The organism is Paracidovorax wautersii, assembly GCF_900113035.1.
Taxonomy (GTDB): Bacteria; Pseudomonadota; Gammaproteobacteria; order Burkholderiales; family Burkholderiaceae_C; genus Paracidovorax; species Paracidovorax wautersii.
Genome location: NZ_FONX01000014.1, coordinates 73971 through 93316, shown reverse-complemented (window position 1 = coordinate 93316; position 19346 = coordinate 73971). Strand labels below are relative to the sequence as shown.

Sequence of the window (19346 nt, the reverse complement as noted above, 5' to 3'; positions counted from 1 at the left end):
TCAGGCCTCCCCTGGCGTGCGCACGCCGTAGAAGGTACGGCTGGGCAAGCGGTACGCGTCTTGCGCTCCGGCGCGGTTGTTGGTGCTGCGCAGCTCGGCGCCTCGGTAGGGCTCGGTGCTGGTGCTGTTGCGCACGGGCTTTTCGGTGCTGGCGATGCGCAGCCGCGCGTCGATCTGCTCTGGGGTGGGCTTGCGGATCACAGCGAAGCCTCCGGGGTGTGAGGCTTGGCGGCGTGCTGGCTCTGCAGCACGATCTTCTTGGCGGAGGCGGCGATCTCCGGCGTGCTCTGCCAGCCCAGGACGTCCGGGTTGAGCAGGTCGAGGGCCAGCGAGAGGGAGGGCACGTGCTCGGCGCCGCGCACGATCTGCAGGCCGCGGAGCCCGCACTGGTTGATGAGGTCGAGCGCTACGGACTGGACGGGCGAGATGGGCTGGCCGACAGCGACGGGCGCAGCGAGATCGGTGCGCACGCTGACGTTGCCGCGGGCATCGCCGCACAGCGTGATCGTCACCGTGGCGGGGCGGTGGGTGGTGGTCATTCGAGATCCTTGCGGGTGGGGGCCTGCTCGTAGGGCAGGCTGATGTGGGATGCCTCGCAGTCGATGCGGCGGGCGCGGAACTTGGGCGAGGTGGCGTCCAGCTCGGCCACCTGGCCGCGCAGGCGCCGGGCGAAGGCGTTCGCGGCGTAGTGGCTGGCTGGCGTGGCGGTGGGGTAGGTGTGCCGGGCGCGCACTTCCTGGCCGCTGGGGTCGGTCAGGTGGACCTCCACCAGCGGCAGGCCGGCGGTGGTGGTGCGGCACACGGCGCTGGTGACCGTGCCGCGAATGCGCAGCTGCAGCGCGGTGGTCATGGCTGGCCCCGGGCCTTGCGCGCCTGGGCGCGGCGGTAGCGCAGCAGATCGACGTCCATGCGGGTGGCGGCGCGCGTGTACACGCGGTCGCCGCCGAAGCTGGGCAGGTTGCGCAGGTAGAGCAGGGCGAAGACCAGGCTCCAGACAATGCGGCTGACCATGGCTTACCCCCTGGCCCACATCGCCAGGGCGGCGGTGGCGAATGGGAGAGCGATCAGCAGGGCAGCGGCCAGCGCCAGGGCGATGCGCGCGCGCAGCAGCCGGCGGCGGCAGCGGTACGGGCCGTCGATGGTGATGGGGGCGGTCATGGCTTGTCCGCCTTGTCCAGCACAGAGCTGCGGATGCCGCGCGGGCCGGCTTCACCCAGCGCCTTCGAGATGGCTTCGTTGAGCGCGAGAGTCTGCTCAGGCGTCAGCACGCGAATGCGCATGCCATCGTGATAGACCTGCGCGAGCAGGCTGCCACCCTCCTCTTGATGCTGGTCGATGAGTCGGCTCACGATGGCGCTTTGCTGAGTCGTCAGCATGAGCGTCTTGGCCTGTGTGTGTGGCGGTTTACGCGCGGTCATTAGGTGACCTTTCGGGGCCGCTGGGCGCGGATGATTGCGAAGCGCCGGCCATTGGCTGCGGCAGCCATGAAGTCCACGTGGCCGGTGGAGAAGATGAGGTTGACCACGCTGGCCGGCGCGGTGCCGGGGAAGCGCTTCTGCGCGTCTTCGATGGCTGCCGCGTTGCTGGGCAGGCACTTCGTGTAGGGCTTGCGGCCCGGGGGCTTGATGAGGAAGGTCAGCATGCTGTGCTCCTCTCCTTCGTTGTGTAGCGGTGCTTCGCCTGCACCGCTGCCTCCAGCGCGCTCATGCGTGGGTTCGCGGCCTGGATCTGTGCTGCGAGTCGGGCCGCGCCCGGGCGGCGATCCTCTTCGACCTGAGGTGGGGCGAACACCTGGCGACCGGCGTCGGTGGGCTGGTTATGCACGTCGATCAATCCTCGGCTGCGGAGTGCTTCCAGGGTCTGGACGTGCTTGCGCAAGACCTGCCGGCCACCGTTGAAGTAGCCGCGGCAGATTGCGCGCAGCACATTGGCCTGGGCTGGGGAAAGTCGGAGTGCAGTCATGCGGCACCGCCTTCATGCAACTTGCCCGAGGTGACGCGTGCCAGCGCGGCCTCCAGCACCGCGCGTACCTCGGGCCGGACGAAGAAGTCCACGTCGGCCGGGGCGACGTACTGCGTGCCTTCGCTGCCCCAGGCGCGCTCGAAGAGGGCCGTGTCGTCGTCGGCGTCGTTCTGAGCGATCAGGTCGCTGGCTTCGGTGACGTTGTAGATGAGCCCAGCGTCAGCCCAGCCATGCGTGTCGGCGCCCCAGATGGTGGTGAGCAGGCTTTCAAGGTGCTCCGCCGGACGGCGGGTGCAGCAGTCGAAGAACACCCAGCGCTCCTGCAGCGGCCGGTCGCGGCGGCACATGTACTGGGGCAGGCTGACGATGGCGCGGTAGAGCTTGCCGTTGGCCAGGTAGTGGGCTGGGGTGGGGCGCCGTGACTTCGGCGGCGCCGGCTTGGTGAGCGTGGCGGCGGTCATGCTGCGCTCCTGCAGGCCGCGCAGCGCGGTTCCTTGAACTCGAGGGTGGCGAAGAAGTCTTTGCGGAACTGATCGACATCCAGCCCTTGCAGCAGCGCGTGCGCAAGGGTCAGCTCTTCCATGCTGCGCGTGATCGGGTCGAAGTGCCAGGCGACCGACGGGTCGCGCTGGATGCGTTGCAGCAGGTGGTGGATGGCCCCCTTGGCCGCGTTGGTGGCGTCCAGCTGGGCGGCTTCGGCTTGGCGCGTGCCGAAGGCGTGTGCGAGCAGGAAGTCCGCGTCGCCCTTGATCGTGGCCAGCATGCCGGCGCCGATGGTGCCGGCTTCCGCGTTGAGGTGGCTCAGCGTCTGCATGAGCCGCTGGAGCTTGACCTGGGCGAAGTGGTCCCGCAGGAACTGGCCGGTGGCCGACCACTGCGGGCCGGTCGTGCGGGGCTCGGCCGCCTCGGGCAGCGGGGCCAGCAGCGCAAGTTGGGCGCGCAGATCTGTGAGCAGGGGGGCGACGTCCGCCTGCTGGGTGGCGTCGTCTTCGAAGCCGGCAATGAACTGCTCGGCTTTTTGTAGCGCTTGGCGAAGGGCTACGAGGGTGGGTGTGGACATTGGGCCTCCATCGCCCGGGATGGGCGTGGAGGCAGTATGCCAATTCGAATAGTTAAGTCAATCGATATCGAATAGTCATGCGAAAAAAAGCAGGGTCAGCCGCACTTCGCGTTGGTAACTGCTTTCTCAAACGCCTGGATCAGCTCTGGGCGCTGCAGTAATTGGTAGGCCATACCTGTGACTTCCTGCTTTCCCATGAACTGCAAGATTGCGTTGCTGCTCTTTGACAGCAAGTCGAGCAGCGGCTTTCGCGCGTCATCAAGGCACGCCGGTGTAGTCAGGGCCTCTGCCTCACGAAGTAGCGCCTGCATACTGGCCGCCGGGCCTGCCAAGGCGATGCGGCTTGTGGACATGGCAAGTTTTTCGGCGTCGGCCCATCGCCGATAGATCGAAAGCAGTTGTGCCGCTTCAGGCGGTCCGCTTAGTTGAAGGTTGGGCTCCACGCGCCGCGCTTCGGGCTGTTGCGGCTGTGGTTTGGCGGCTTGCCAGGTCTTGAGGCTGCTTGTTGCGCTCGAACTCGTCGGGCAGGCTGCCTCTTGATAGCTGATGCGGCCTTCCCGATCCACGCACTTGTTGATCGCGAAGCTCTGCTGACTGAACGCCATTGAAAGCGCGAACCCCAGAATCTCTGGTACCCGCGTCTGGCAGTTACTAGCACGCGTCATTCGGACTACCCTTGTCTGTGGCTACTTTGCCGCGCCACCTACGGGCGTCGAGGCGATAGATGGCTGCGGAGCGTCGTTTCCCAGTTGACCAAGCGCGCCCATGATGCGTTCGATGATCTGGTCAGAGAATTGACGGTCATCGGCCCGCGTGGCCATGTCGCCCATCAGCGCGACGACGGACTGTCGCACGCCAGGGGACTCGCCGGCCAGCAGGTCGCGCAACTGTCTAAGCGCATCGCGCGTAGTGTAGGAGCTGTGGCGCGGTATGGCATATGCCACTGGCGGCTCGGCCACTCTGTGAAGGGCCGGGGGCTCCAAGAATTCGCTGTCATCGTCCGCAAGAATTCCCAGCTCGCGTGCCGTCTTGTCGGCCAGGTCGGGGTCGTAGAAGGCATCAATCGGGACCCGGAAGTAATCAGCGATGGGTTGGAGGGTTTTCCGTCGCGGCTCCTGGATCTGGTTCTTCACATACTTGGAAATCTGGGGTTGACCCGTCGCCCCTTTGAGGGCTTCGGCGAGAGCGTTCGGATTCAGCCCTCTGGTGTCCATGAGTAGCTGGAGTAACTGTGGCCCGGTCATGGTCGAACTATGCACTACTCAATAATTCGATAACGAATCAAAAATCATGCGAAACCGCATAGAATGCGGCGCATGAGCACCACACTGCAGAACCTGAAGCGACTCCGAGCCTCCGGGTTGTCGCAATCTGAGATCTCCCGGCGTGCCGGCATTCCGCAGCCTCGTCTGTCTCGCTGGGAACGAGGCGACGTGGCGAAGGCGGCTGACGATGCCATCAGGTTGGACCGTCTGGCTAATGCAGTGTGCGGCGGCGAGAGTGCCGACCGTACTGAGGAGGCTGGACTGCAGGGGTCCAGCCATGCTTAACAGGTCGGCCCCTCTCGAGTCGTTGTTCGACGCGTGGAAAGCTTCCAAGCGCTTCGTTGTGTCCGGCCCGGCGATCACCTGGCCGCAGCCACGGCCGCGCGGTGCAGGTCGAGCAGGATGGTTTCGGTGGTGGTGTCCCCCCGCCGTTCCTCGTTCTTCGCCAGCTTCGCCAGGTCGTTGGCGAGCGCTGCTTGCCGCTCTGGTGGCAGTTGTCGTGTGGTGGCGAACACCACGGCGCCGAGGGCATTGACGATGGCATTCACGGTGTCCGCATTCAGCGGGATCTGCGTGGCATGGCGCGGTTCCTGGCTCATTCGCTGTTCCTTCCTTCTTCGTTTCCGTTCCTGGGGCTCTGGCGGCCCCCGGGGCATTTTCCGCCACGTGGCCGCTTGCAGCGGTGGCTCGCCTTCGCGTTCCTTCCTCCCTCTCCCTCCCTTGGCGGGGGCGGCCGGCGGCTTTTTCTTCGGTGGTGATTCTGGGCGTGCGGTGGTGCATGGCCTGGAGTCTCTTTTTTTTGCCCGGCGCGGTCATTCCGAATGGTTCCGAATCTGTCGGAACCCTTCGGAACGGCGCCAGCACCACGATGCCAAGGCTTGATCCATGAACGATCCCCTGCTGTATGAAGACGAACTCGACGCTGCGCGTGACGCGGTGAAGCACCTGGGTGGCGCGAAGAAGGTCGGCCCGATGATCTGGCCCGACAAGACGCCGGACGGCGCGGCGCGCTATCTGCTCGATTGCCTGAACTGCCAGCGGGCGGAACGCCTCGCGCCCTCGCAGCTGATGATGCTGATGCGGTTGTCGCGCGAGGTGGGTTTCCACGGGCTGACGGCCTTCATCATGCGAGAGACGGGCTACGCGCCCCCCGTCCCAGTGGAGCCGACCTCCGAGGCTGAGCTGCTCACGCGGCGCATGCAGTCCATGGTGGGCGAGTTCGCCGCACTGACCCAGCGCCTGGAGCGCATCCAGAAGGTGCAGGGCTGATGGACAACCTGCAACAGGTGCTGCTGCAGATGCAGCAGTTCGGCATCGAGCTGCGCGAGCGGGATCTGCCTCTCAAGCTGGACACGCGCAAGAGCGTGACGTGCGGCAAGGGCGGGAAAGACTGGTACAAGTTCTATCTGTTCCGCCGTGACCGCGACAAGGGCGGCGGCGACTACATCGTGGGCACGTTCGGCACGTACCGGGCCGGGGGTGCCTCTCAGAAGGTGGATGTGGAGTGGGCGCCCCTCTCCCCGGAAGAGCGCGAGCGCCGGGCGCGTGAGGTGCGCCAGCAGCGCGAGGCTGCGGCTGAGCAGCGCCGGATAGAGATCGCCAACGCCGCGGCCGAGGCGATCAGCGTGTGGCGCAGGGCCGCGCGCGATGGCACTTCCCCGTACCTCGACCGCAAGGGCGTGCTGGGCGAGTCCTGCCGCTACCTCCTGCAGCCGCTGGTGCTGCGGTGGCCAGGCGAGCCCGGCGAAGACGACACGGTCATTCGTCTGCCTGCCGGCACGGTGGTGGTGCCGCTGCTGCGTTTCGACTTGCCGCGAGACCAGGCGCTGCGTGCCCTGCAGTTCATCAAGCCGGACGGGGGCAAGGTCTATCAGCGGGGCATGGAGAAGCCGGGCTGCTGTGTGCGCCTGGGCGATATCGACCCCGACACGACGCGCCTGCTGCTGGTGGTGGAGGGCTACGCAACCGGGCTGACGGCGCGCATGGCCTGCGGCCGGCAGTGGCCGGTGTTCGTGGCCCTCGATGCCGGGAACCTGGCGCACGTGGTGCCGTTGCTGCGTCGGCTGTACCCGACCATCCGCATCCTCATCCTGGCCGACGACGACTGGAAGACGGTGGACCGGCAGACCGGGGTGCCGAGCAATCCCGGCCGCAAGGCGGCGAAGGCCGTCGCGCGACAGGTCGAGGGCTGCGACATCGTCTGGCCCATTTTCGCGCCAGGTACCCGGGGCGACAAAGACACCGATTTCAACGACCTACAGGCGCGCGAGGGCCTGGAGGTGGTGACGAAGCAGCTGGCCGGCGTGGTTGCGGCGATGGCGAGGGTCTATGGCTGACGCGCCGGACAGCGGGCCATTGGGCGCGGAGCCAACGCCCCCACCGCACGCGCCCGAAGAGGCGCGTGCCATTCCTGCCACCGGCGCGTCAGCGCCGCTGGATAGCACTGTCGTTCACGTCGCTTTCGGCGCGGGGGCGGGGCAGGGCGTTCACGCGTCATCGTCTCATGCGGGCTCTATTCCGCCCGGCCCCCCGCCCCCCCAAGTAAGCGCAGCTGCGCGCAAGTCGGGGGATGGGGGTGGTGAGGCTGGGGACGATTCCGGCGATGCGGCCGAGAAGCCGGGAAAGCCGGTGCAGGGCCGCAAGAAAGAGAAAACGATCGACTGGGGGAAGGTCAATCACCTGATCGAGCACTTTGTGCTGATCTACGGCACAGACACTGTTTGGGACGGGTCGGAGCGCCTGATCATGAAGATCGCGAACATGGGCCACGCGCATGGGGCGGACATGGTGCGGCTGTGGAAAGCCAGCGAGCGCCGCCGCACAGTGCGCCTGGATGACGTGGTGTTCGACCCCACGCTGCAGGCCGACCCCGAGACCACGGTCAATCTGTACGACGGCATGGCGATGGTGCCGAAGCAGGGCGATGTAGACCCCATCCTTGACCTGATCGGCTATCTGACCAGCCGGGCGACTGCGGATGAGGCGGACACGGGCGACGTCATGCACTGGTTGTTGTGCTGGCTGGCGTACCCGCTGCAGCACCCCGGCGCCAAGCTGCGCACGGCGGTGGTGATGCATGGCGATGAGGGCGCCGGCAAGAACTTCCTTTTCGACATCATGGTGGCGATCTACGGCAAGTATGGCGCTTTGGTCGGCCAGGATGAGTTGGAGGATAAGTTCAACGACTGGCGCAGCTGCAAGCTGTTCGTGGTGGGCGATGAGGTGTCCAGCCGGGCGGAACTCGTCCACAACAAGAACCGGCTGAAGGCGCTGATCACGTCGCCCACGGTGCAGATCAACCCCAAGAATCTGAGCCGGCGGGAAGAGAAGAACCAGATGAACATCGTGTTCCTCTCGAACGAGTTGCAGCCGCTCGCGCTGGACAACTCGGATCGCCGCTATCTGGTCGTGTACACGCCCCGGGCGAAAGACCCGGAGTACTACCGCAAGCTGGGCGAGTGGCGGGACAACGGTGGAGCCGAGGCGTTCTACCACTACCTGCTGCACTACCCGCTGAAGGACTTCCACCCCTACGCCCCGGCCCCCATGACGGAAGCGAAGTCGGCGCTGATTGCGATCAACCGCAAGTCGCCTGAGCTTTTCTGGGAAGAGTGGTCAGGCGGCGAACTCGATCTGCCCTACATGGCCTGCGCGGTGGGGCAGGCCTATTCCGCCTACCTGAAGTGGTGCCAGCGAACGGGCGACCGCTACCCCTTCAAGCAGGGCCAGTTCACCCCGACCCTCTTGCGTTTTGCGGAGGGGCAGGGGAAGCCGGCCAGGGTCAAGGCCATGAACGTCACGCGGCCCGGCGCTGCGAAGAAGACAGAGCGGGTGCTGCTGGTGGCAGAGCCCGTGCTTCGAGCCCCCGATGCCAAGGACGATGACCCAGCTCTGACCGAGTCTGAGTGGGCATCGGGCGCCGTGAAGGACTTCGGCGAAGCCCTGCGCAAGTACCTGGGCTATGGCTCGGGCTCCCCCTCCCACGATGGCGACTCGCCCGATGGTGATGGAGGTGCGAATTGAACCCTGATCGTTACACCGTTACGCGCACGCATAACCGCGAAACCCAATGCCGGCGCGGGTTGTTATGCGGTTATGCCGTTACGCGCCTCACGCACCTGTGTGTGCGTGCAGGCATGCAGGCGGGCGTGTGCGTGTGTGCATGCATGTGTGTGCGTGAGGTGCGTAACCACATAACCGTGTAACTCGCTAGGCGTGGCGCGGGTTGCACCGTTACGCGCGCCCATAACCGCGTAACTGCACTTCACTCTTTTGAAAAAGGAAAAGCAAATGGATCGACTCAGCACCGCGACGACGACGGCCATGACAGCCGCGGCCATAGTGCTCGCGTGTTGTTCCCGGGTCACCCCCCCAGTAGGTACTCCTGCGGCATCCGACCGAGAGGGTAATTCGACCCCCGTGCGGACGTTAGTGGCTGGTGCGGACAAAAGTCCGGCAAACAGTCCGGTGAACAGTCCGAAGGCCGGGGGCTAGTCCGATGGCGGTCCGACTCCTCACGAAGTCCGAATACGCGCGGCACCGTGGCTGCGACGAGAAGGCCGTGCGCAAGGCCATCAAGGAAGGCCGCATCACGGCCATCCCGCAGGCCAATGGCCGCGAAATGATCGACCCGGAGGTGGCGGATATCCAGTGGGCGCGGAACACCCGCGCGCGGGCCGACAGCGGGCGCACAGCCGCGCCAGCGCCGCTGGATGGGGTTATGCCTGCCCTGCCCATCGAAGCCGCCGCCAGCGGCGCGGATACGCCCGCTGCTGCGGCCACCGTGCCCCCAGTTGCTTCCGGCGACGACTACCAGAGCCTGCGCACTCGCCGCGAACGCGCCGCCGTGGAAGCCGCCGAGCGCGAGAACGCCAAGGAAGCCCAGCGGCTTGTGGAGCGCGACGCCGTCAAGAACGCGACCTTCGACGCTTTCCGCGCTCTGCGCGACGCCCTCATGAGCACCCCGCCGCGCGCCGCTGCGAAGGTCATCGGCATGGCCGAGGCCCGCGACATCGAGCGCGTCATCACCGACGAGCTGCGCGCCGCCTTCGCGGCGGCCGAGATCCGGCTCACCGAACTCACTCAACCGAAACGGAGCACCTGATGCAATCCCCGCAATTCCTGCTCGGCCTGGCCGACGAACTCATCGCCGACGAATTCGCCTGCGGCGGCGGCATGTCCGAAGGCATCGAGCAGGCCATCGGCCGGCACGTGGACATCGCCGTGAACCATGATGCGGACGCCTGCAGCATGCATGAGGCCAACCACCCGCAGACGGTCCACTACTGCAAGGACGTGAAGGAGGTCTGCCCCCGCGTGGTGACCGGCGACCGCGCCGTCGGGCTGCTGCACCTTTCGCCCGACTGCACCCACCACAGCCAGGCGCGCGGCGGGCAGCCTCGCTCCCGCGTCCTGCGCGCGCTGGCGTGGCGGGCGGTGCGGTGGGGCGGCACCAAGCGCCCTCGCATCATCACGCTGGAGAACGTCAAGCAGATCCTCCTGTGGGGGCCGCTGATCGCCAAGCGGTGCCCGAAGACGAAGCGTGTGGTCAAGCTGGACGGCACGGTGGCCCAGCCCGGTGAGCGTGTGCCGGTCGATCAGCAGCACCTGGTGCCGGACCCGAAGCGCGCCGGCAAGACCTGGCGCGCCTTCGTCCGCGCGCTGGAGCGCCAGGGCTACGAGGTCGAGCACCGCATCCTCTGCGCAGCCGACTACGGCGCCCCGACCACCCGCAGCCGCCTCTTCATGGTGGCGCGCTGTGATGGCGCCCCCATCGTGTGGCCCGAGCCCACCCACTTCAAGAACCCGAAGAAGGGCCAGCAGCGCTGGCGCAGCGCGGCCGAATGCATCGACTGGAGCATCCAGGGCCGCAGCATCTTCGAGCGCGAGAAGCCGCTGGCCGACGCCACCCTGCGCCGCGTGGCGCACGGCATGAAGCGCTACGTTCTGGACAGCGCCGACCCCTTCATCGTGCAGATCGCCAACTGGTCGCGCGCTGGACTGAGCAGTGGACGAGAACCGCTCAGCACCATCACCGCAATGCCTCGAGGCGGCTCGCATGCCGTGGTGGCCCCCGTCATGATCCAGGCCGGCCACGGCCAGGGCACAGCGGCGGCACCACGCTGGAGCCATGGGAACACCTCTGTGCGAGACCCCGTCGGCACCGTCACCGCCTCCGGTGGCGGCCAAGCCGTGGCGGTGGGCTCGCTGGTGCAGATGGGCTACGGCGAGCGCGACGGCCAGGCCCCGCGCGCCCTGGACGCCCAGCAGCCGCTGGGCACAGTGGTCGGCGCAGGGAAATTCGCCGCGGTGACAGCCTTCGTGGAACAGGCCAACGGCGGGTTCAACGAAACCCCGGGCCACGACGCCCGTGCGCCCATGTCCACCATCACATCGAGCGGCAAGCAGCAGCGTGTCGTCACCGCCACGCTCATCAGCAACACGACGGGCCATGCGCCCACAGATCTGCGACAGCCCTCGCCCACGCTGACCACCGGCCAGCACCACGCCCTGGTCGAATACACACTGTCGCCCGAGGCCGAGGCGGGCGCCATGCGCGTGGCCGCCTTCCTCATCCGTTACTACGGCCAGGGCGGGCAGCTCGGCGACCTGCGCGAGCCCATGGCCACCAGCACCACCAAAGACCGGCTGGCCCTTGTGACGGTGTGGCTGCGCGGCACGCCCTACGTCATCGTGGACATCCAGCTGCGCATGCTCAACCCGCGCGAGCTGTACAACGCCAACAGCTTTCCGAAGACCTACATCATCGACCGGGGCCACGATGGCCGCATCTTCAGCAAGTCCACCCAGGTGCGCATGTGTGGCAACGCCGTGCCGCCACTGCTAGGCAAGGCCGTCATCAAGGTCAACTGGGACAGCCGCGTGCCGATGCGGAGGGCCGCATGACCCCCCGATCTGAGAACTTAATTGACCTTGCCTGCTGCTTTCTTGGCAGCTGCCTTGCCTTCATTCTGTGGTGCTATCGGTTCAGGCTTCGGTGCGGCGGCTTTCTTCGCCGGTGCCTTCTTCGCTGCGCCGTCGCCGTCCACCAACTTCACGAACTTGTCCCAGCTGATCTTGGTTCCGTTTGCTCGTTGTGTCTTTCCCTCGCACCAGATGAGCCCGGTCTTAGTGATTACCAAGTCACCTTTGAACGTGCCGTCGGGTGTTCGCACTTCCAGTTCCATCCCGTTGTTCTTCAACTCGATGGTTGCGCTGAGATCCTTAATCTTTACTCCCATTTCATCCTCCTAAGTTTGATTGCAGGGAGTAACAAGATTAACCGAGTCCGTGTCATTCCTACTTTGGCGAGGTGCGCATGAACCTCGCCGACGGCTACGACCTGGTCGTGCAGACCGCCATCGAGGCGCTGCGCCCCGACCCTGAACTGCGTTGCGACGAGTGGGCGGAAGAGTACGTGGTGCTGCCCAAGAGCAACGCCAAGCCCGGCAAATTCAGCTTCGACCACAGCTATCCGGCGCGGCGCGTGCATCAGGTACTCTCGCCTGGGCACCCGTGCAAGCGGGTGGTGGCCCGGGTGGCGTCGCAGATGTTCAAGACGCAGACGGCGTTGAACTGGATCGGCTCGCTCATCCACCGCCGGCCGCGCAACATACTCGCGCTGGAGCCCACCGACACGCTGGTCAAGCGGTTCTCGGCACGGGTCTCCACCATGATCCGCAACACGCCCGTGCTCAAAGAGCGCGTGGCCGCAGCCAAGAGCCGCGACTCCCGGAACACGGTCCAGGCGAAGGACTTCCTGGGCGACGCCACGCTCTACATGAACACCGCCGGTTCGGCCGCCAACCTGGCGGAAGTCTCGGCACCGTACATCTACGTGGACGAGATCGACCGGCTGGTGCTTGACGTGGACGGTGAGGGCGACCCCATCGAACTGGCCGAAGCCCGGGCGACGCAGTACGCCAACGACGCGAAATTCTTCTACACCAGCAGCCCGGCCGTGAAGGGCTACTCGAAGATCGACACCCTGTTCGACAAGGGTTCGCAGGAGAGCTACCACGTCCCATGCCCGCACTGCGGGCACCTGCACGAGCTGGTGCTGCAGAACTTCCACTACCGCCGCGACGACGTCACCGGCTTCATGGATCGCGCGTGGTTCACCTGCCCGGACTGCGGCGGCGACATCGAAGAGCGCCACAAGCCCGCCATGCTGCGCGACGAAGCCGCGGGCGGCCAGGCGCGCTGGGTGGCATCCACGCAGGGCGATGGTGAGACGATCAGTTTCACGCTGTCGGCGTTCTACATGCCTATCGGCGCCATCACGTGGCTCGCGCTGGCCCGGCAGCTGGCCCACGCCAAGGAATGCATCAAGCGCGGCGACCACGGCGCCATGCAGGTCTTCTACAACACCCGCCTGGCGCTCAGCTACGAGAACAGCGACAAGGTCACCACGGCCCAGGAACTACGCGAGCGCGCGGAGAACTACCCGCCCCGCATCGTCCCCGACCCGGCCCTCATCGTCACCATGGCGGTGGACACGCAGCCGGACCGCCTCGAAGTCCAGATCGAGGGCTTCGGCCCAGGCCTGCAGCACTGGGTGCTCGACTACCTCGTGCTGCGCGGCGACCCATCCACGCCGCCGGATGAGCCGGGCAGCGTGTGGCAGCGCCTGGACGAGATCCGGCGCACCCCGCTGCTGCATGCCTCCGGTGTGCCGATCTACATGACCGCCTACGCCATCGACGCGGGCGGCGCGAACACGCAGGACGTCTACAACTACGGCTCCCAGCGCAGGCACCTCGACTGCGTAGTGCTGCACGGCCACTCGCGCCCCAACAAGCCGATCATCAGCAGCACGCCGAACAAAGTGGACATCGACTGGGGCGGCCACAAGACGCCTGGCGGGGCCGAACTCTGGGCCGTCGGCACCGACGTCGCCAAAGATTGGCTCAGCAACCGAATGCAACTCACCGAAGGCCCTGGCGCGATGCACTTCCACGACCGCCTGCACGCCGACTGGTTCGAGCAGATGGTCGTGGAACGCCCCTTCACGCGCTGGCACAAAGGCCGTCCCCTCCGTGAATGGCGCAAGCCCAACGGTGCGCGCAACGAGGCCTGGGACGTCAGCGTCTACAACCTGGCGCTGGCGCACAAGCTCGGCCTGCACAACTGGACTTCGCTCGACTGGCAGATGTACCGCGAAAAGATGCAGCGCAACGGCGACCTCTTCGCGGCCGATGCGGCGGTCCAGGCGCTGGCCCAGGTGCCGGCCTCCGATGCACCGGCCGCTCTGCCTGAGCCCTCACCAGTACCCGCAGTGCCGGGGGCGACCGCTGCGAGCCCGATGGATGGCGAGGTGCGGACGTCCGCACCCCCCGAACCCGTCGCTCAGCAAGAGCCGGCGCCTGCGCCCGCACCCACCCCTGCGCCCGCCCCCGCATCGGCTCCACGCCCCTCGGTCTCCGTCACCGTGGGCGCGGCGCCCAGCGACCACAACGCCCTCGGCAGGCCCTTGCCCTTGGGCCGCCGCATCCTGTAAAACAGCCATCATCCAAGGACCACCATGAGCAGCCACAACGCCCACCCGCCCGCAGCCGTCAGGCTTGCCGCGCCCGCGCCGCTGAGCCCGGCAGAGGAAGAGATCGAGCCCGCGCTGGACGAAGCGCAGCGCGATCTGGATGACCTCTGCGAGCGCTATGTCGCATGGCGCAGCACCCGCCGCCTGTTCGGCCCGGCGCCTTCCTCCGGCTCGGTGCTGGGCCAGCTGGCCGGCAGCAGCGGCGGCTCCCGGCCCAGCACGCCGGGCGGCCCGGACGCGCCCAACAGCACCGAGCTGGCAGCCTTCCACCTGGCCTACTGCAGCCAGCCGCAGGACACGGCCCGAGGCACGTTCGATGCCTACTACATCCTGCGCGTGCGCCCCATCAAGCGCGCGGCCGATGCCTTGGGCATCTCGCGCCCAACCTTCTATCGGATGCTGTCAAATTTCCGGCAGCAGGTAGCGATAGCTGCCAAGATAGTGGAGGCCGAAAATATCGCGGCGGGCAATGCATTACCTCACCGTGGCGGATAGCGTCAACTAAAAAAGTGTCTCACTACATGAGACAAAATAGTGCTCGCCAGCGTGAGACACTTTGCCCCAAAATTGGCCCCAATTCAGCTAGGTCTAGAAATTCCGCCTAGTTGAAAAAACATAACTCGCAACCCTAGTTGTGACCACCGCCCCCGGCGGCCGAAAGGCCCCGGGGGCTTTGTTTTGGAGCGCCAGAAACCCATGCTGACCATCAGCCGCAGCGGCCCGACGATCGCCGAAGTGATCGCCGAGATCCGCGACGTGCCCGCACGTATGCTGCCTTACGCCGCGTCCACCGCCCTTACGCGCGTGGCCCGGTATGCGGCGCAGATCGAGCTGCCGGCAGAGATGCGCAAGGTCTTCAGCAGCCCTACGCCCTACACCCTGAACGCGCTGCGCATTGAGCCGGCGAAGAAGGACTCATTGCGAGCCCGGGTCATGGTCAAGAACCAGGCGGGCGGCGTGGCGCCAGAGAACTACCTGCAGCCCGAAGTCGAAGGCGGCATGCGCAAGCACAAGCGCGCCGAGAACGCCATGCGCTATGCCGGCGTCCTGCGCGCCGACCAGTACGCCATGCCCGGCCCGGCGCTGTCGCTGGATGCGGCGGGCAACGTCAAGGGCGCCGAGGTGCAGACCATCCTCGCCGCGCTCAAGGGCATCCGCGGCGGTGTGGGCGCCAAGGGCCAGCGCGCCGGCCGTGGCCGCAAGCTCGCCAACGACCTCTTCGTGGGCAAGCCCATTGGCGGCGACCGCCCCGAAGGCATCTGGCGGCGAGAAGGCAAGCGCCTGCGCGCGCTGTTCGTCTTCACGTCGAGCGCACCGGACTACAGCCGCCGCCTGGACTTCGACGGCGTGGTCCAGCGCGTGGCGCTGGATCGCTTCCGCCCTGAATTCGAGAAGGCCGTGGCAAGCCTGGCAGGTCGGGGGAACTGGCAATGAGCGCCGCATGCACCGCCAATCAACTGCAGCAGGCCCGGGCTCGGCTGCAGGCCTATCTGGCGGCCGAGGTCCGCATCCTCGAGTCGCAAGAGTACGTGATCGGCAACGGCGGCACGGCCCGCCGCAACCGGCGTGCGGACCTCGAGTCGGTCCAGGCCGGTATCAAGGAAGTGCGCGCCGAGATCCAGCGCCTTGAATCGCTGGCCGAGCCGCGCGTCGCTTACATCCGCCCCTACTGATCGGCGCACCATGAGCAAACGCACATCCCGGGCACAGCGGCAACAGAACCGCATCGAAGCCCGGACGATCGACGCTGCCCGCGCGCAGCTCATGTCGCAGCTGATGCCGCATCTCGGCGGCATGATGGCCTTCGGTGGCAGCGGTGGTGGCTTCGGCGGCGGCAGCTTCGGCGTGGAAGCACCACCGCAGAGAGACCCGGCCTGGCGCCCAGCACCGCGTGATGCGCGCAGCGACACGCTGGCCCGCCTGCCCCTGCAGCGCGGCCAGAGCCGCGACCTGGCGCGCACCTCGCCCATTGGCGGCGGGGCCATCAACACCAACGTGGACCGCGTCGTCGGCACCGGCCTCGCGCTCAGCGCACAGCCGCACCTCAAGGTGCTGGGCTGGACGCCCGAGCAGGCCGCCGAATGGAAGGCTACCCATGTGCAGCCCGAGTTCAGCCTGTGGGCCGACAGCCCGCTGAGCGACATCGAAGAGACGCACACCTTCTACCAGCAGCAGGCCCTGGTGCTGCGCGCAAAGCTCGAGAGCGGCGACTGCTTCACCCTGCTGCCCGATGCCGATGAGGCCACGCCGGACATGCCCTACCGCCTGCGCACCCAGGTCATCGAGGCAGACCGCGTGGGCAACCCCAACGGGCTTTCGGATACCGCGCAGATGGCCGCAGGCGTGCGTTTCAACGACAAGGGCGCTCCGGACGCTTACTTCTTGTACGACCAGCACCCCGGCTCGGGCGTGTGGTGGGGTGCCACCACCGGGCTGGGCAAGGGCCAGTGGATCGACCGCGTAGGCCCCAGCGGGCGCCGCCGCATGCTGCACCACTTCAGCAAGCTGCGCCCGGGCCTGCCGCGTGGCATACCTTACCTGGCGCCCATCGTGGACTGCCTCAAGCAGATCGCGCGCTATACCGAATCGGAAATCATGGCGGCGGTCATCTCCGCGTGCGTCACCGCCTTCGTGCAGGTGCCTGCAGGTGGCAGCAACCCCCTGGTCAGGCCCTCGACAGACCAGAGCCAGGAATCGCGCTACGAAAGCATGCTCAGCCACGGCGCCGCCATCACGCTGCGCCCTGGCGAAGAGGTCAAGTTCCCCACCCCGGGCCGCCCCAGCCCGAACTTCGAGCCCTTCGTGCTGGCCGTGGTCAAGCAGATCGGCATGGCGTTGGGCATCCCCTACGAACTGCTCATCAAGCAGTTCAACGCCAGCTACAGCGCCAGCAAGGCCGCGCTGCTGGATGCGTGGGTCTACTTCCGCAGCGTGCGCAACTGGCTCGCGCTCAGCTTCTGCCAGCCCATCTACGAGACGTGGATGGTGGAGTCTGTGGCGCTCGGCCGCGTGCCCGCGCCCGGCTTCTTCGCAGACCCGCTGCTGCGCTGGGCGTACACGCGCGCCGGCTGGCACGGCGACAGCATGGGCTCCATCAACCCGAAGGACGAAGTAGCGGCCTACACAAGCGCCATCGACGCGGGCCTCATGACCCGCGAACGCGCGGAGTGGGAGCTGTGGGGCAGCGACTGGAACGACACCTACGGCCAGAAGCTGGCCGAGCACCAGCGCATGAAGGCCGACGGCATGCAGCCCGCGCCCAAGCCTGGCGCCGCAGCGCCCGCATCTGCGCCCGCCCCCGCACCGGAGCCGGCCGCACCCGACAACACAGGCTCACAACCATGACCGAAAAGACCATCTCCCCCGAGCAGTTGGCCGTGCTCGCAGAGCGCGTGGACACGCTGATCAACAGCTACTCGCGGCTGGAGGGCATCATCATCGGCATCGGCACCCAGCAGGGCCAGCTCAGCAACACGGTCGGTGTCGTGGGCGAGAAGCTCGCGCAACTCGACGCGGGGCAGAAGCGCCTTTTCCAGTTATCCGACGAATTCGGCGCGGACCTTGACCGAGTCAAGGCCGACATCAAGGTGCATAGCTGGACGTGGAAGCTGGTCGGCATCGTCGCCATGTCCTCGCTCGGCATGGTCGGCTGGGCTTTCGGCGAACTGCGCGCGCTGCAGTCCAGCGACAACCGACATGACAACCGCCTGACGCTGCTCGAATTCATCGTCGGCGGCCGGCAGCCGTCCAAGCTGCAGGAGGCGCCCAAGCCATGACCCTGCTCGACCTCATCATGAGCCCTTGGGCGATCGAGCCCGACAAGCTGCGCGAGATCCAGGCCATCTACGCCACGCACATGCGCGGCGAGAAGATCGACATCGCCGCCATCGAGGCCCGTCTGAACCGCCCGCTCGCCAGCGACCAGCAGGAATACACGATCCAGCCTGGCGGCGTGGCCGTGCTGCAGCTCTCGGGCGTCATGGCGCCCAAGGCCAACCTGTTCATGCGCGTCTCGGGCGGCATCAGCACTCAGCTCGCCACGCAGCAGCTCGAAAGCGCCGCGGCCGACCCGCGCGTGCGGTCCATCGTGCTGGCCATGGACACGCCAGGCGGCAACGTCATCGGCGTGCCCGAATTCGCCCAGGCCATCGCCGAACTGGCCGCCGAAAAGCCGCTGGTGGTGCATTCGTCCGAGCAGCTGGCCAGCGCCGGCTACTGGGCCGGCAGCGCCGCCAACGCCATCTACATCAGCGGCCCGGTGGTCACCGTGGGCAGCATCGGCGTGGTGGTGGACCGCTCCTACAACCCCAACTCCTCCACTCAGCAGGAGCACATCACCGCCGGCCGCTACAAGCGTATCTCCAAGGCCAACGAACCGCTCAGCGAAGAGGCCCGGGCCATCGTGCAGGCCGATGTGGACTACGTCTACACCCTCTTCGTTGACGCCGTCGCTGCCAACCGTGGCGTCACCTCCGATCAAGTTCTGGAGCACATGGCCGACGGCCGAGTGTTCCGCGGCCAGCAGGCCATCGATGCAGGGCTCGTGGACGGTGTCTCCACGCTCGACGCACTGGTGGCAAGCATGGCCACCGACCCCGCCAGGTACAGCACGCGCCGCAAGGCCGTGTTCGCCCTGGCGGCCCTCCCGTCCCCAAGCGCCGGTGCTGCGCCCCAAGACGACAAGCCCTCAACCCGTGAAAAGGAGCCCAACATGGCTGACCCCAACGCGACGCCCCCGTCGCCCATCACGCGTGCGTCTTTCGAGCAGGACCACGCCATGCTCTTCGCGCAAATGCGCGAGGAATTCACCACCGCAGGCGCCGCCGCCGAGCGCACCCGCATCCAGGCCGTGCTGGCAGTGGGCGAAGGCCTGCCCGGCCACGAAAAGCTGCTGGCGGGCCTGGCCTTCGACGGAAAGACGTCGGCGGCCGAAGCCGGCCTCGCCGTCCTGTCCGCTGAAAAGAGCCAGCGCAAGGCCGCCATCGACGCCCACCGCAAGGACGCTCCCCCTGCCGCCAAGGGCAGCGCCGCACCGCAAGACGGCGCCGACAAACCCACCCCCGAAGCCGCAGCGGAAGCCGCCGTGGCGCTCTTCAACAAAGCCAACGGGATCAAGTAATCATGCCCATCACCGACCGTTTCATCGCCGGCGGCGTTACCACCGCCACCTCGCCTGTCTATCGGGAGCTGATCGCGGGCAACAGCGATCTGCTGGTGTCCCGCAAGGGCACGCTCGCCGCGGGCCAGGTGCTGGCCCGCGGCGCGCTGCTGGGCCGCATCACCGCCAGCGGCAAGCTGGTGCTCTCCACCGCTGCGGCCACCGACGGCTCGCAGACCCCCGTGGCCGTGCTCGCGCACGACACCGACGCCAGCGCCGCCGACGCCGAAACGCTCTTCTACGAGCGCGGCGACTTCAACCAGGCCGCCATGACCTTCGGCGCCGGCCACACCCCCGACAGCGTTCGCGCAGGCCTGCGCACGCTGGGTATCACCCTCATCAAGCCTTACGGAGCTGCCTGAT

28 protein-coding genes are annotated in these 19346 nt (G+C 66.9%); 14 read left to right on the top strand and 14 right to left on the bottom strand.

Annotated features, from left to right (window positions below):
• The 12 genes from BM070_RS18330 to BM070_RS18285 form a co-directional block, all read right to left on the bottom strand.
• Positions 1 to 201 (bottom strand): hypothetical protein, encoded by a 201-nt coding sequence (locus BM070_RS18330; protein ID WP_092940792.1) that lies wholly within the window; start codon positions 199 to 201, stop codon positions 1 to 3.
• On the bottom strand, positions 198 to 539 hold the full coding sequence (locus BM070_RS18325; protein ID WP_092940791.1) for a hypothetical protein: 342 nt from the start codon (positions 537 to 539) through the stop codon (positions 198 to 200). The genes BM070_RS18330 and BM070_RS18325 overlap by 4 nt, the downstream gene beginning before the upstream one ends.
• Positions 536 to 850, bottom strand: a complete 315-nt coding sequence (locus tag BM070_RS18320) for a hypothetical protein (RefSeq protein WP_092940790.1) — start codon at positions 848 to 850, stop codon at positions 536 to 538. The genes BM070_RS18325 and BM070_RS18320 overlap by 4 nt, the downstream gene beginning before the upstream one ends.
• Positions 847 to 1011, bottom strand: coding sequence for a hypothetical protein (locus BM070_RS24875; RefSeq protein ID WP_175518544.1), 165 nt, complete (start codon positions 1009 to 1011; stop codon positions 847 to 849). The genes BM070_RS18320 and BM070_RS24875 overlap by 4 nt, the downstream gene beginning before the upstream one ends.
• A gap of 3 nt (positions 1012 to 1014) precedes the next feature.
• Positions 1015 to 1158 carry a hypothetical protein gene (locus BM070_RS24870; RefSeq protein WP_175518543.1) on the bottom strand — a complete coding sequence of 48 codons (144 nt, stop codon included), beginning with the start codon at positions 1156 to 1158 and terminating at the stop codon, positions 1015 to 1017.
• Complete coding sequence (locus BM070_RS18315; RefSeq protein WP_092940789.1) at positions 1155 to 1418, bottom strand: hypothetical protein; 264 nt, start codon at positions 1416 to 1418, stop codon at positions 1155 to 1157. The genes BM070_RS24870 and BM070_RS18315 overlap by 4 nt, the downstream gene beginning before the upstream one ends.
• Complete coding sequence (locus BM070_RS18310) at positions 1418 to 1642, bottom strand: hypothetical protein (RefSeq protein ID WP_092940788.1); 225 nt, start codon at positions 1640 to 1642, stop codon at positions 1418 to 1420. The genes BM070_RS18315 and BM070_RS18310 overlap by 1 nt, the downstream gene beginning before the upstream one ends.
• Positions 1636 to 1962 (bottom strand): hypothetical protein, encoded by a 327-nt coding sequence (locus BM070_RS18305; RefSeq protein WP_139222875.1) that lies wholly within the window; start codon positions 1960 to 1962, stop codon positions 1636 to 1638. Before BM070_RS18305 ends, BM070_RS18310 begins: the two co-directional genes overlap by 7 nt.
• A complete protein-coding gene (locus BM070_RS18300) occupies positions 1959 to 2423 on the bottom strand; it encodes a hypothetical protein (protein ID WP_092940786.1) in 465 nt (154 codons plus the stop codon). The genes BM070_RS18305 and BM070_RS18300 overlap by 4 nt, the downstream gene beginning before the upstream one ends.
• Positions 2420 to 3022 carry a hypothetical protein gene (locus BM070_RS18295; protein ID WP_092940785.1) on the bottom strand — a complete coding sequence of 201 codons (603 nt, stop codon included), beginning with the start codon at positions 3020 to 3022 and terminating at the stop codon, positions 2420 to 2422. Before BM070_RS18295 ends, BM070_RS18300 begins: the two co-directional genes overlap by 4 nt.
• A 95-nt stretch (positions 3023 to 3117) precedes the next feature.
• Complete coding sequence (locus BM070_RS24410; protein ID WP_139222874.1) at positions 3118 to 3687, bottom strand: DUF4124 domain-containing protein; 570 nt, start codon at positions 3685 to 3687, stop codon at positions 3118 to 3120.
• A 21-nt stretch (positions 3688 to 3708) separates the two neighbouring features.
• Positions 3709 to 4266 (bottom strand): helix-turn-helix domain-containing protein, encoded by a 558-nt coding sequence (locus BM070_RS18285; RefSeq protein WP_092940783.1) that lies wholly within the window; start codon positions 4264 to 4266, stop codon positions 3709 to 3711.
• A 63-nt stretch (positions 4267 to 4329) separates the two neighbouring features.
• On the opposite strand from BM070_RS18285, the gene BM070_RS18280 reads away from it, so the two are divergent.
• Positions 4330 to 4572 carry a helix-turn-helix domain-containing protein gene (locus BM070_RS18280; protein WP_353615611.1) on the top strand — a complete coding sequence of 81 codons (243 nt, stop codon included), beginning with the start codon at positions 4330 to 4332 and terminating at the stop codon, positions 4570 to 4572.
• Between the two features lie 74 nt (positions 4573 to 4646).
• On the opposite strand, the gene BM070_RS18275 is transcribed toward BM070_RS18280, so the two are convergent.
• Complete coding sequence (locus BM070_RS18275; RefSeq protein ID WP_092940782.1) at positions 4647 to 4886, bottom strand: hypothetical protein; 240 nt, start codon at positions 4884 to 4886, stop codon at positions 4647 to 4649.
• Between the two features lie 286 nt (positions 4887 to 5172).
• On the opposite strand from BM070_RS18275, the gene BM070_RS18270 reads away from it, so the two are divergent.
• The 5 genes from BM070_RS18270 to BM070_RS18250 all read left to right on the top strand — a co-directional run bounded on the left by BM070_RS18270 (position 5173) and on the right by BM070_RS18250 (position 11193).
• The gene (locus BM070_RS18270) at positions 5173 to 5556 is read left to right on the top strand and encodes a hypothetical protein (protein ID WP_092940781.1); all 384 of its coding nucleotides are present in this window, start codon (positions 5173 to 5175) and stop codon (positions 5554 to 5556) included.
• Positions 5556 to 6623: a toprim domain-containing protein gene (locus BM070_RS18265; protein WP_092940780.1), complete on the top strand. Its 1068-nt coding sequence runs from the start codon at positions 5556 to 5558 to the stop codon at positions 6621 to 6623. Before BM070_RS18270 ends, BM070_RS18265 begins: the two co-directional genes overlap by 1 nt.
• Positions 6616 to 8310 (top strand): DUF5906 domain-containing protein, encoded by a 1695-nt coding sequence (locus BM070_RS18260; protein ID WP_092940779.1) that lies wholly within the window; start codon positions 6616 to 6618, stop codon positions 8308 to 8310. Before BM070_RS18265 ends, BM070_RS18260 begins: the two co-directional genes overlap by 8 nt.
• A gap of 475 nt (positions 8311 to 8785) precedes the next feature.
• Complete coding sequence (locus tag BM070_RS18255; protein ID WP_092940778.1) at positions 8786 to 9391, top strand: hypothetical protein; 606 nt, start codon at positions 8786 to 8788, stop codon at positions 9389 to 9391.
• Complete coding sequence (locus BM070_RS18250; RefSeq protein WP_092940777.1) at positions 9391 to 11193, top strand: DNA cytosine methyltransferase; 1803 nt, start codon at positions 9391 to 9393, stop codon at positions 11191 to 11193. The genes BM070_RS18255 and BM070_RS18250 overlap by 1 nt, the downstream gene beginning before the upstream one ends.
• 17 nt (positions 11194 to 11210) lie before the next feature.
• On the opposite strand, the gene BM070_RS24405 is transcribed toward BM070_RS18250, so the two are convergent.
• Positions 11211 to 11528 (bottom strand): hypothetical protein, encoded by a 318-nt coding sequence (locus BM070_RS24405; protein ID WP_139222873.1) that lies wholly within the window; start codon positions 11526 to 11528, stop codon positions 11211 to 11213.
• A gap of 77 nt (positions 11529 to 11605) precedes the next feature.
• Between BM070_RS24405 and BM070_RS18245 the strand changes: the two genes are divergently transcribed.
• The 8 genes from BM070_RS18245 (at position 11606) to BM070_RS18210 (ending at position 19345) form a co-directional block, all read left to right on the top strand.
• Complete coding sequence (locus tag BM070_RS18245; RefSeq protein ID WP_092940776.1) at positions 11606 to 13786, top strand: phage terminase large subunit family protein; 2181 nt, start codon at positions 11606 to 11608, stop codon at positions 13784 to 13786.
• Positions 13787 to 13810: 24 nt separating this feature from the next.
• Positions 13811 to 14320, top strand: coding sequence for a cyclic nucleotide-binding domain-containing protein (locus BM070_RS18240; protein WP_092940775.1), 510 nt, complete (start codon positions 13811 to 13813; stop codon positions 14318 to 14320).
• 201 nt (positions 14321 to 14521) lie between these two features.
• Positions 14522 to 15259 (top strand): hypothetical protein, encoded by a 738-nt coding sequence (locus BM070_RS18235; protein WP_092940774.1) that lies wholly within the window; start codon positions 14522 to 14524, stop codon positions 15257 to 15259.
• Entirely contained in the window at positions 15256 to 15498 is a 243-nt protein-coding gene (locus BM070_RS18230) for a DUF6148 family protein (protein WP_092940773.1), read from the top strand. The genes BM070_RS18235 and BM070_RS18230 overlap by 4 nt, the downstream gene beginning before the upstream one ends.
• Positions 15499 to 15508: 10 nt before the next feature.
• Positions 15509 to 17170 (top strand): phage portal protein, encoded by a 1662-nt coding sequence (locus BM070_RS18225; RefSeq protein WP_245785290.1) that lies wholly within the window; start codon positions 15509 to 15511, stop codon positions 17168 to 17170.
• Positions 17167 to 17601, top strand: a complete 435-nt coding sequence (locus BM070_RS18220) for a hypothetical protein (protein ID WP_092940772.1) — start codon at positions 17167 to 17169, stop codon at positions 17599 to 17601. The genes BM070_RS18225 and BM070_RS18220 overlap by 4 nt, the downstream gene beginning before the upstream one ends.
• Positions 17598 to 18944: a S49 family peptidase gene (locus BM070_RS18215; RefSeq protein ID WP_092940771.1), complete on the top strand. Its 1347-nt coding sequence runs from the start codon at positions 17598 to 17600 to the stop codon at positions 18942 to 18944. The genes BM070_RS18220 and BM070_RS18215 overlap by 4 nt, the downstream gene beginning before the upstream one ends.
• 2 nt (positions 18945 to 18946) lie before the next feature.
• Positions 18947 to 19345 carry a head decoration protein gene (locus BM070_RS18210; RefSeq protein ID WP_092940770.1) on the top strand — a complete coding sequence of 133 codons (399 nt, stop codon included), beginning with the start codon at positions 18947 to 18949 and terminating at the stop codon, positions 19343 to 19345.
• Position 19346 lies beyond the last annotated feature (1 nt).

Coding starts and splice junctions, on each gene's coding strand:
- BM070_RS18265 (WP_092940780.1), top strand. CDS start 5,556: ATGGACAACCTGCAACAGGTGCTGCTGCAGATGCAGCAGTTCGGCATC.
- BM070_RS18245 (WP_092940776.1), top strand. CDS start 11,606: ATGAACCTCGCCGACGGCTACGACCTGGTCGTGCAGACCGCCATCGAG.
- BM070_RS18305 (WP_139222875.1), bottom strand. CDS start 1,962: ATGACTGCACTCCGACTTTCCCCAGCCCAGGCCAATGTGCTGCGCGCA.
- BM070_RS18220 (WP_092940772.1), top strand. CDS start 17,167: ATGACCGAAAAGACCATCTCCCCCGAGCAGTTGGCCGTGCTCGCAGAG.
- BM070_RS18275 (WP_092940782.1), bottom strand. CDS start 4,886: ATGAGCCAGGAACCGCGCCATGCCACGCAGATCCCGCTGAATGCGGAC.
- BM070_RS24875 (WP_175518544.1), bottom strand. CDS start 1,011: ATGGTCAGCCGCATTGTCTGGAGCCTGGTCTTCGCCCTGCTCTACCTG.
- BM070_RS24405 (WP_139222873.1), bottom strand. CDS start 11,528: ATGGGAGTAAAGATTAAGGATCTCAGCGCAACCATCGAGTTGAAGAAC.
- BM070_RS18320 (WP_092940790.1), bottom strand. CDS start 850: ATGACCACCGCGCTGCAGCTGCGCATTCGCGGCACGGTCACCAGCGCC.
- BM070_RS18240 (WP_092940775.1), top strand. CDS start 13,811: ATGAGCAGCCACAACGCCCACCCGCCCGCAGCCGTCAGGCTTGCCGCG.
- BM070_RS18295 (WP_092940785.1), bottom strand. CDS start 3,022: ATGTCCACACCCACCCTCGTAGCCCTTCGCCAAGCGCTACAAAAAGCC.
- BM070_RS18285 (WP_092940783.1), bottom strand. CDS start 4,266: ATGACCGGGCCACAGTTACTCCAGCTACTCATGGACACCAGAGGGCTG.
- BM070_RS24870 (WP_175518543.1), bottom strand. CDS start 1,158: ATGACCGCCCCCATCACCATCGACGGCCCGTACCGCTGCCGCCGCCGG.
- BM070_RS18215 (WP_092940771.1), top strand. CDS start 17,598: ATGACCCTGCTCGACCTCATCATGAGCCCTTGGGCGATCGAGCCCGAC.
- BM070_RS18310 (WP_092940788.1), bottom strand. CDS start 1,642: ATGCTGACCTTCCTCATCAAGCCCCCGGGCCGCAAGCCCTACACGAAG.
- BM070_RS18300 (WP_092940786.1), bottom strand. CDS start 2,423: ATGACCGCCGCCACGCTCACCAAGCCGGCGCCGCCGAAGTCACGGCGC.
- BM070_RS18260 (WP_092940779.1), top strand. CDS start 6,616: ATGGCTGACGCGCCGGACAGCGGGCCATTGGGCGCGGAGCCAACGCCC.
- BM070_RS18315 (WP_092940789.1), bottom strand. CDS start 1,418: ATGACCGCGCGTAAACCGCCACACACACAGGCCAAGACGCTCATGCTG.
- BM070_RS18250 (WP_092940777.1), top strand. CDS start 9,391: ATGCAATCCCCGCAATTCCTGCTCGGCCTGGCCGACGAACTCATCGCC.
- BM070_RS18325 (WP_092940791.1), bottom strand. CDS start 539: ATGACCACCACCCACCGCCCCGCCACGGTGACGATCACGCTGTGCGGC.
- BM070_RS24410 (WP_139222874.1), bottom strand. CDS start 3,687: ATGACGCGTGCTAGTAACTGCCAGACGCGGGTACCAGAGATTCTGGGG.
- BM070_RS18230 (WP_092940773.1), top strand. CDS start 15,256: ATGAGCGCCGCATGCACCGCCAATCAACTGCAGCAGGCCCGGGCTCGG.
- BM070_RS18210 (WP_092940770.1), top strand. CDS start 18,947: ATGCCCATCACCGACCGTTTCATCGCCGGCGGCGTTACCACCGCCACC.
- BM070_RS18270 (WP_092940781.1), top strand. CDS start 5,173: ATGAACGATCCCCTGCTGTATGAAGACGAACTCGACGCTGCGCGTGAC.
- BM070_RS18255 (WP_092940778.1), top strand. CDS start 8,786: ATGGCGGTCCGACTCCTCACGAAGTCCGAATACGCGCGGCACCGTGGC.
- BM070_RS18280 (WP_353615611.1), top strand. CDS start 4,330: ATGCGGCGCATGAGCACCACACTGCAGAACCTGAAGCGACTCCGAGCC.
- BM070_RS18235 (WP_092940774.1), top strand. CDS start 14,522: ATGCTGACCATCAGCCGCAGCGGCCCGACGATCGCCGAAGTGATCGCC.
- BM070_RS18225 (WP_245785290.1), top strand. CDS start 15,509: ATGAGCAAACGCACATCCCGGGCACAGCGGCAACAGAACCGCATCGAA.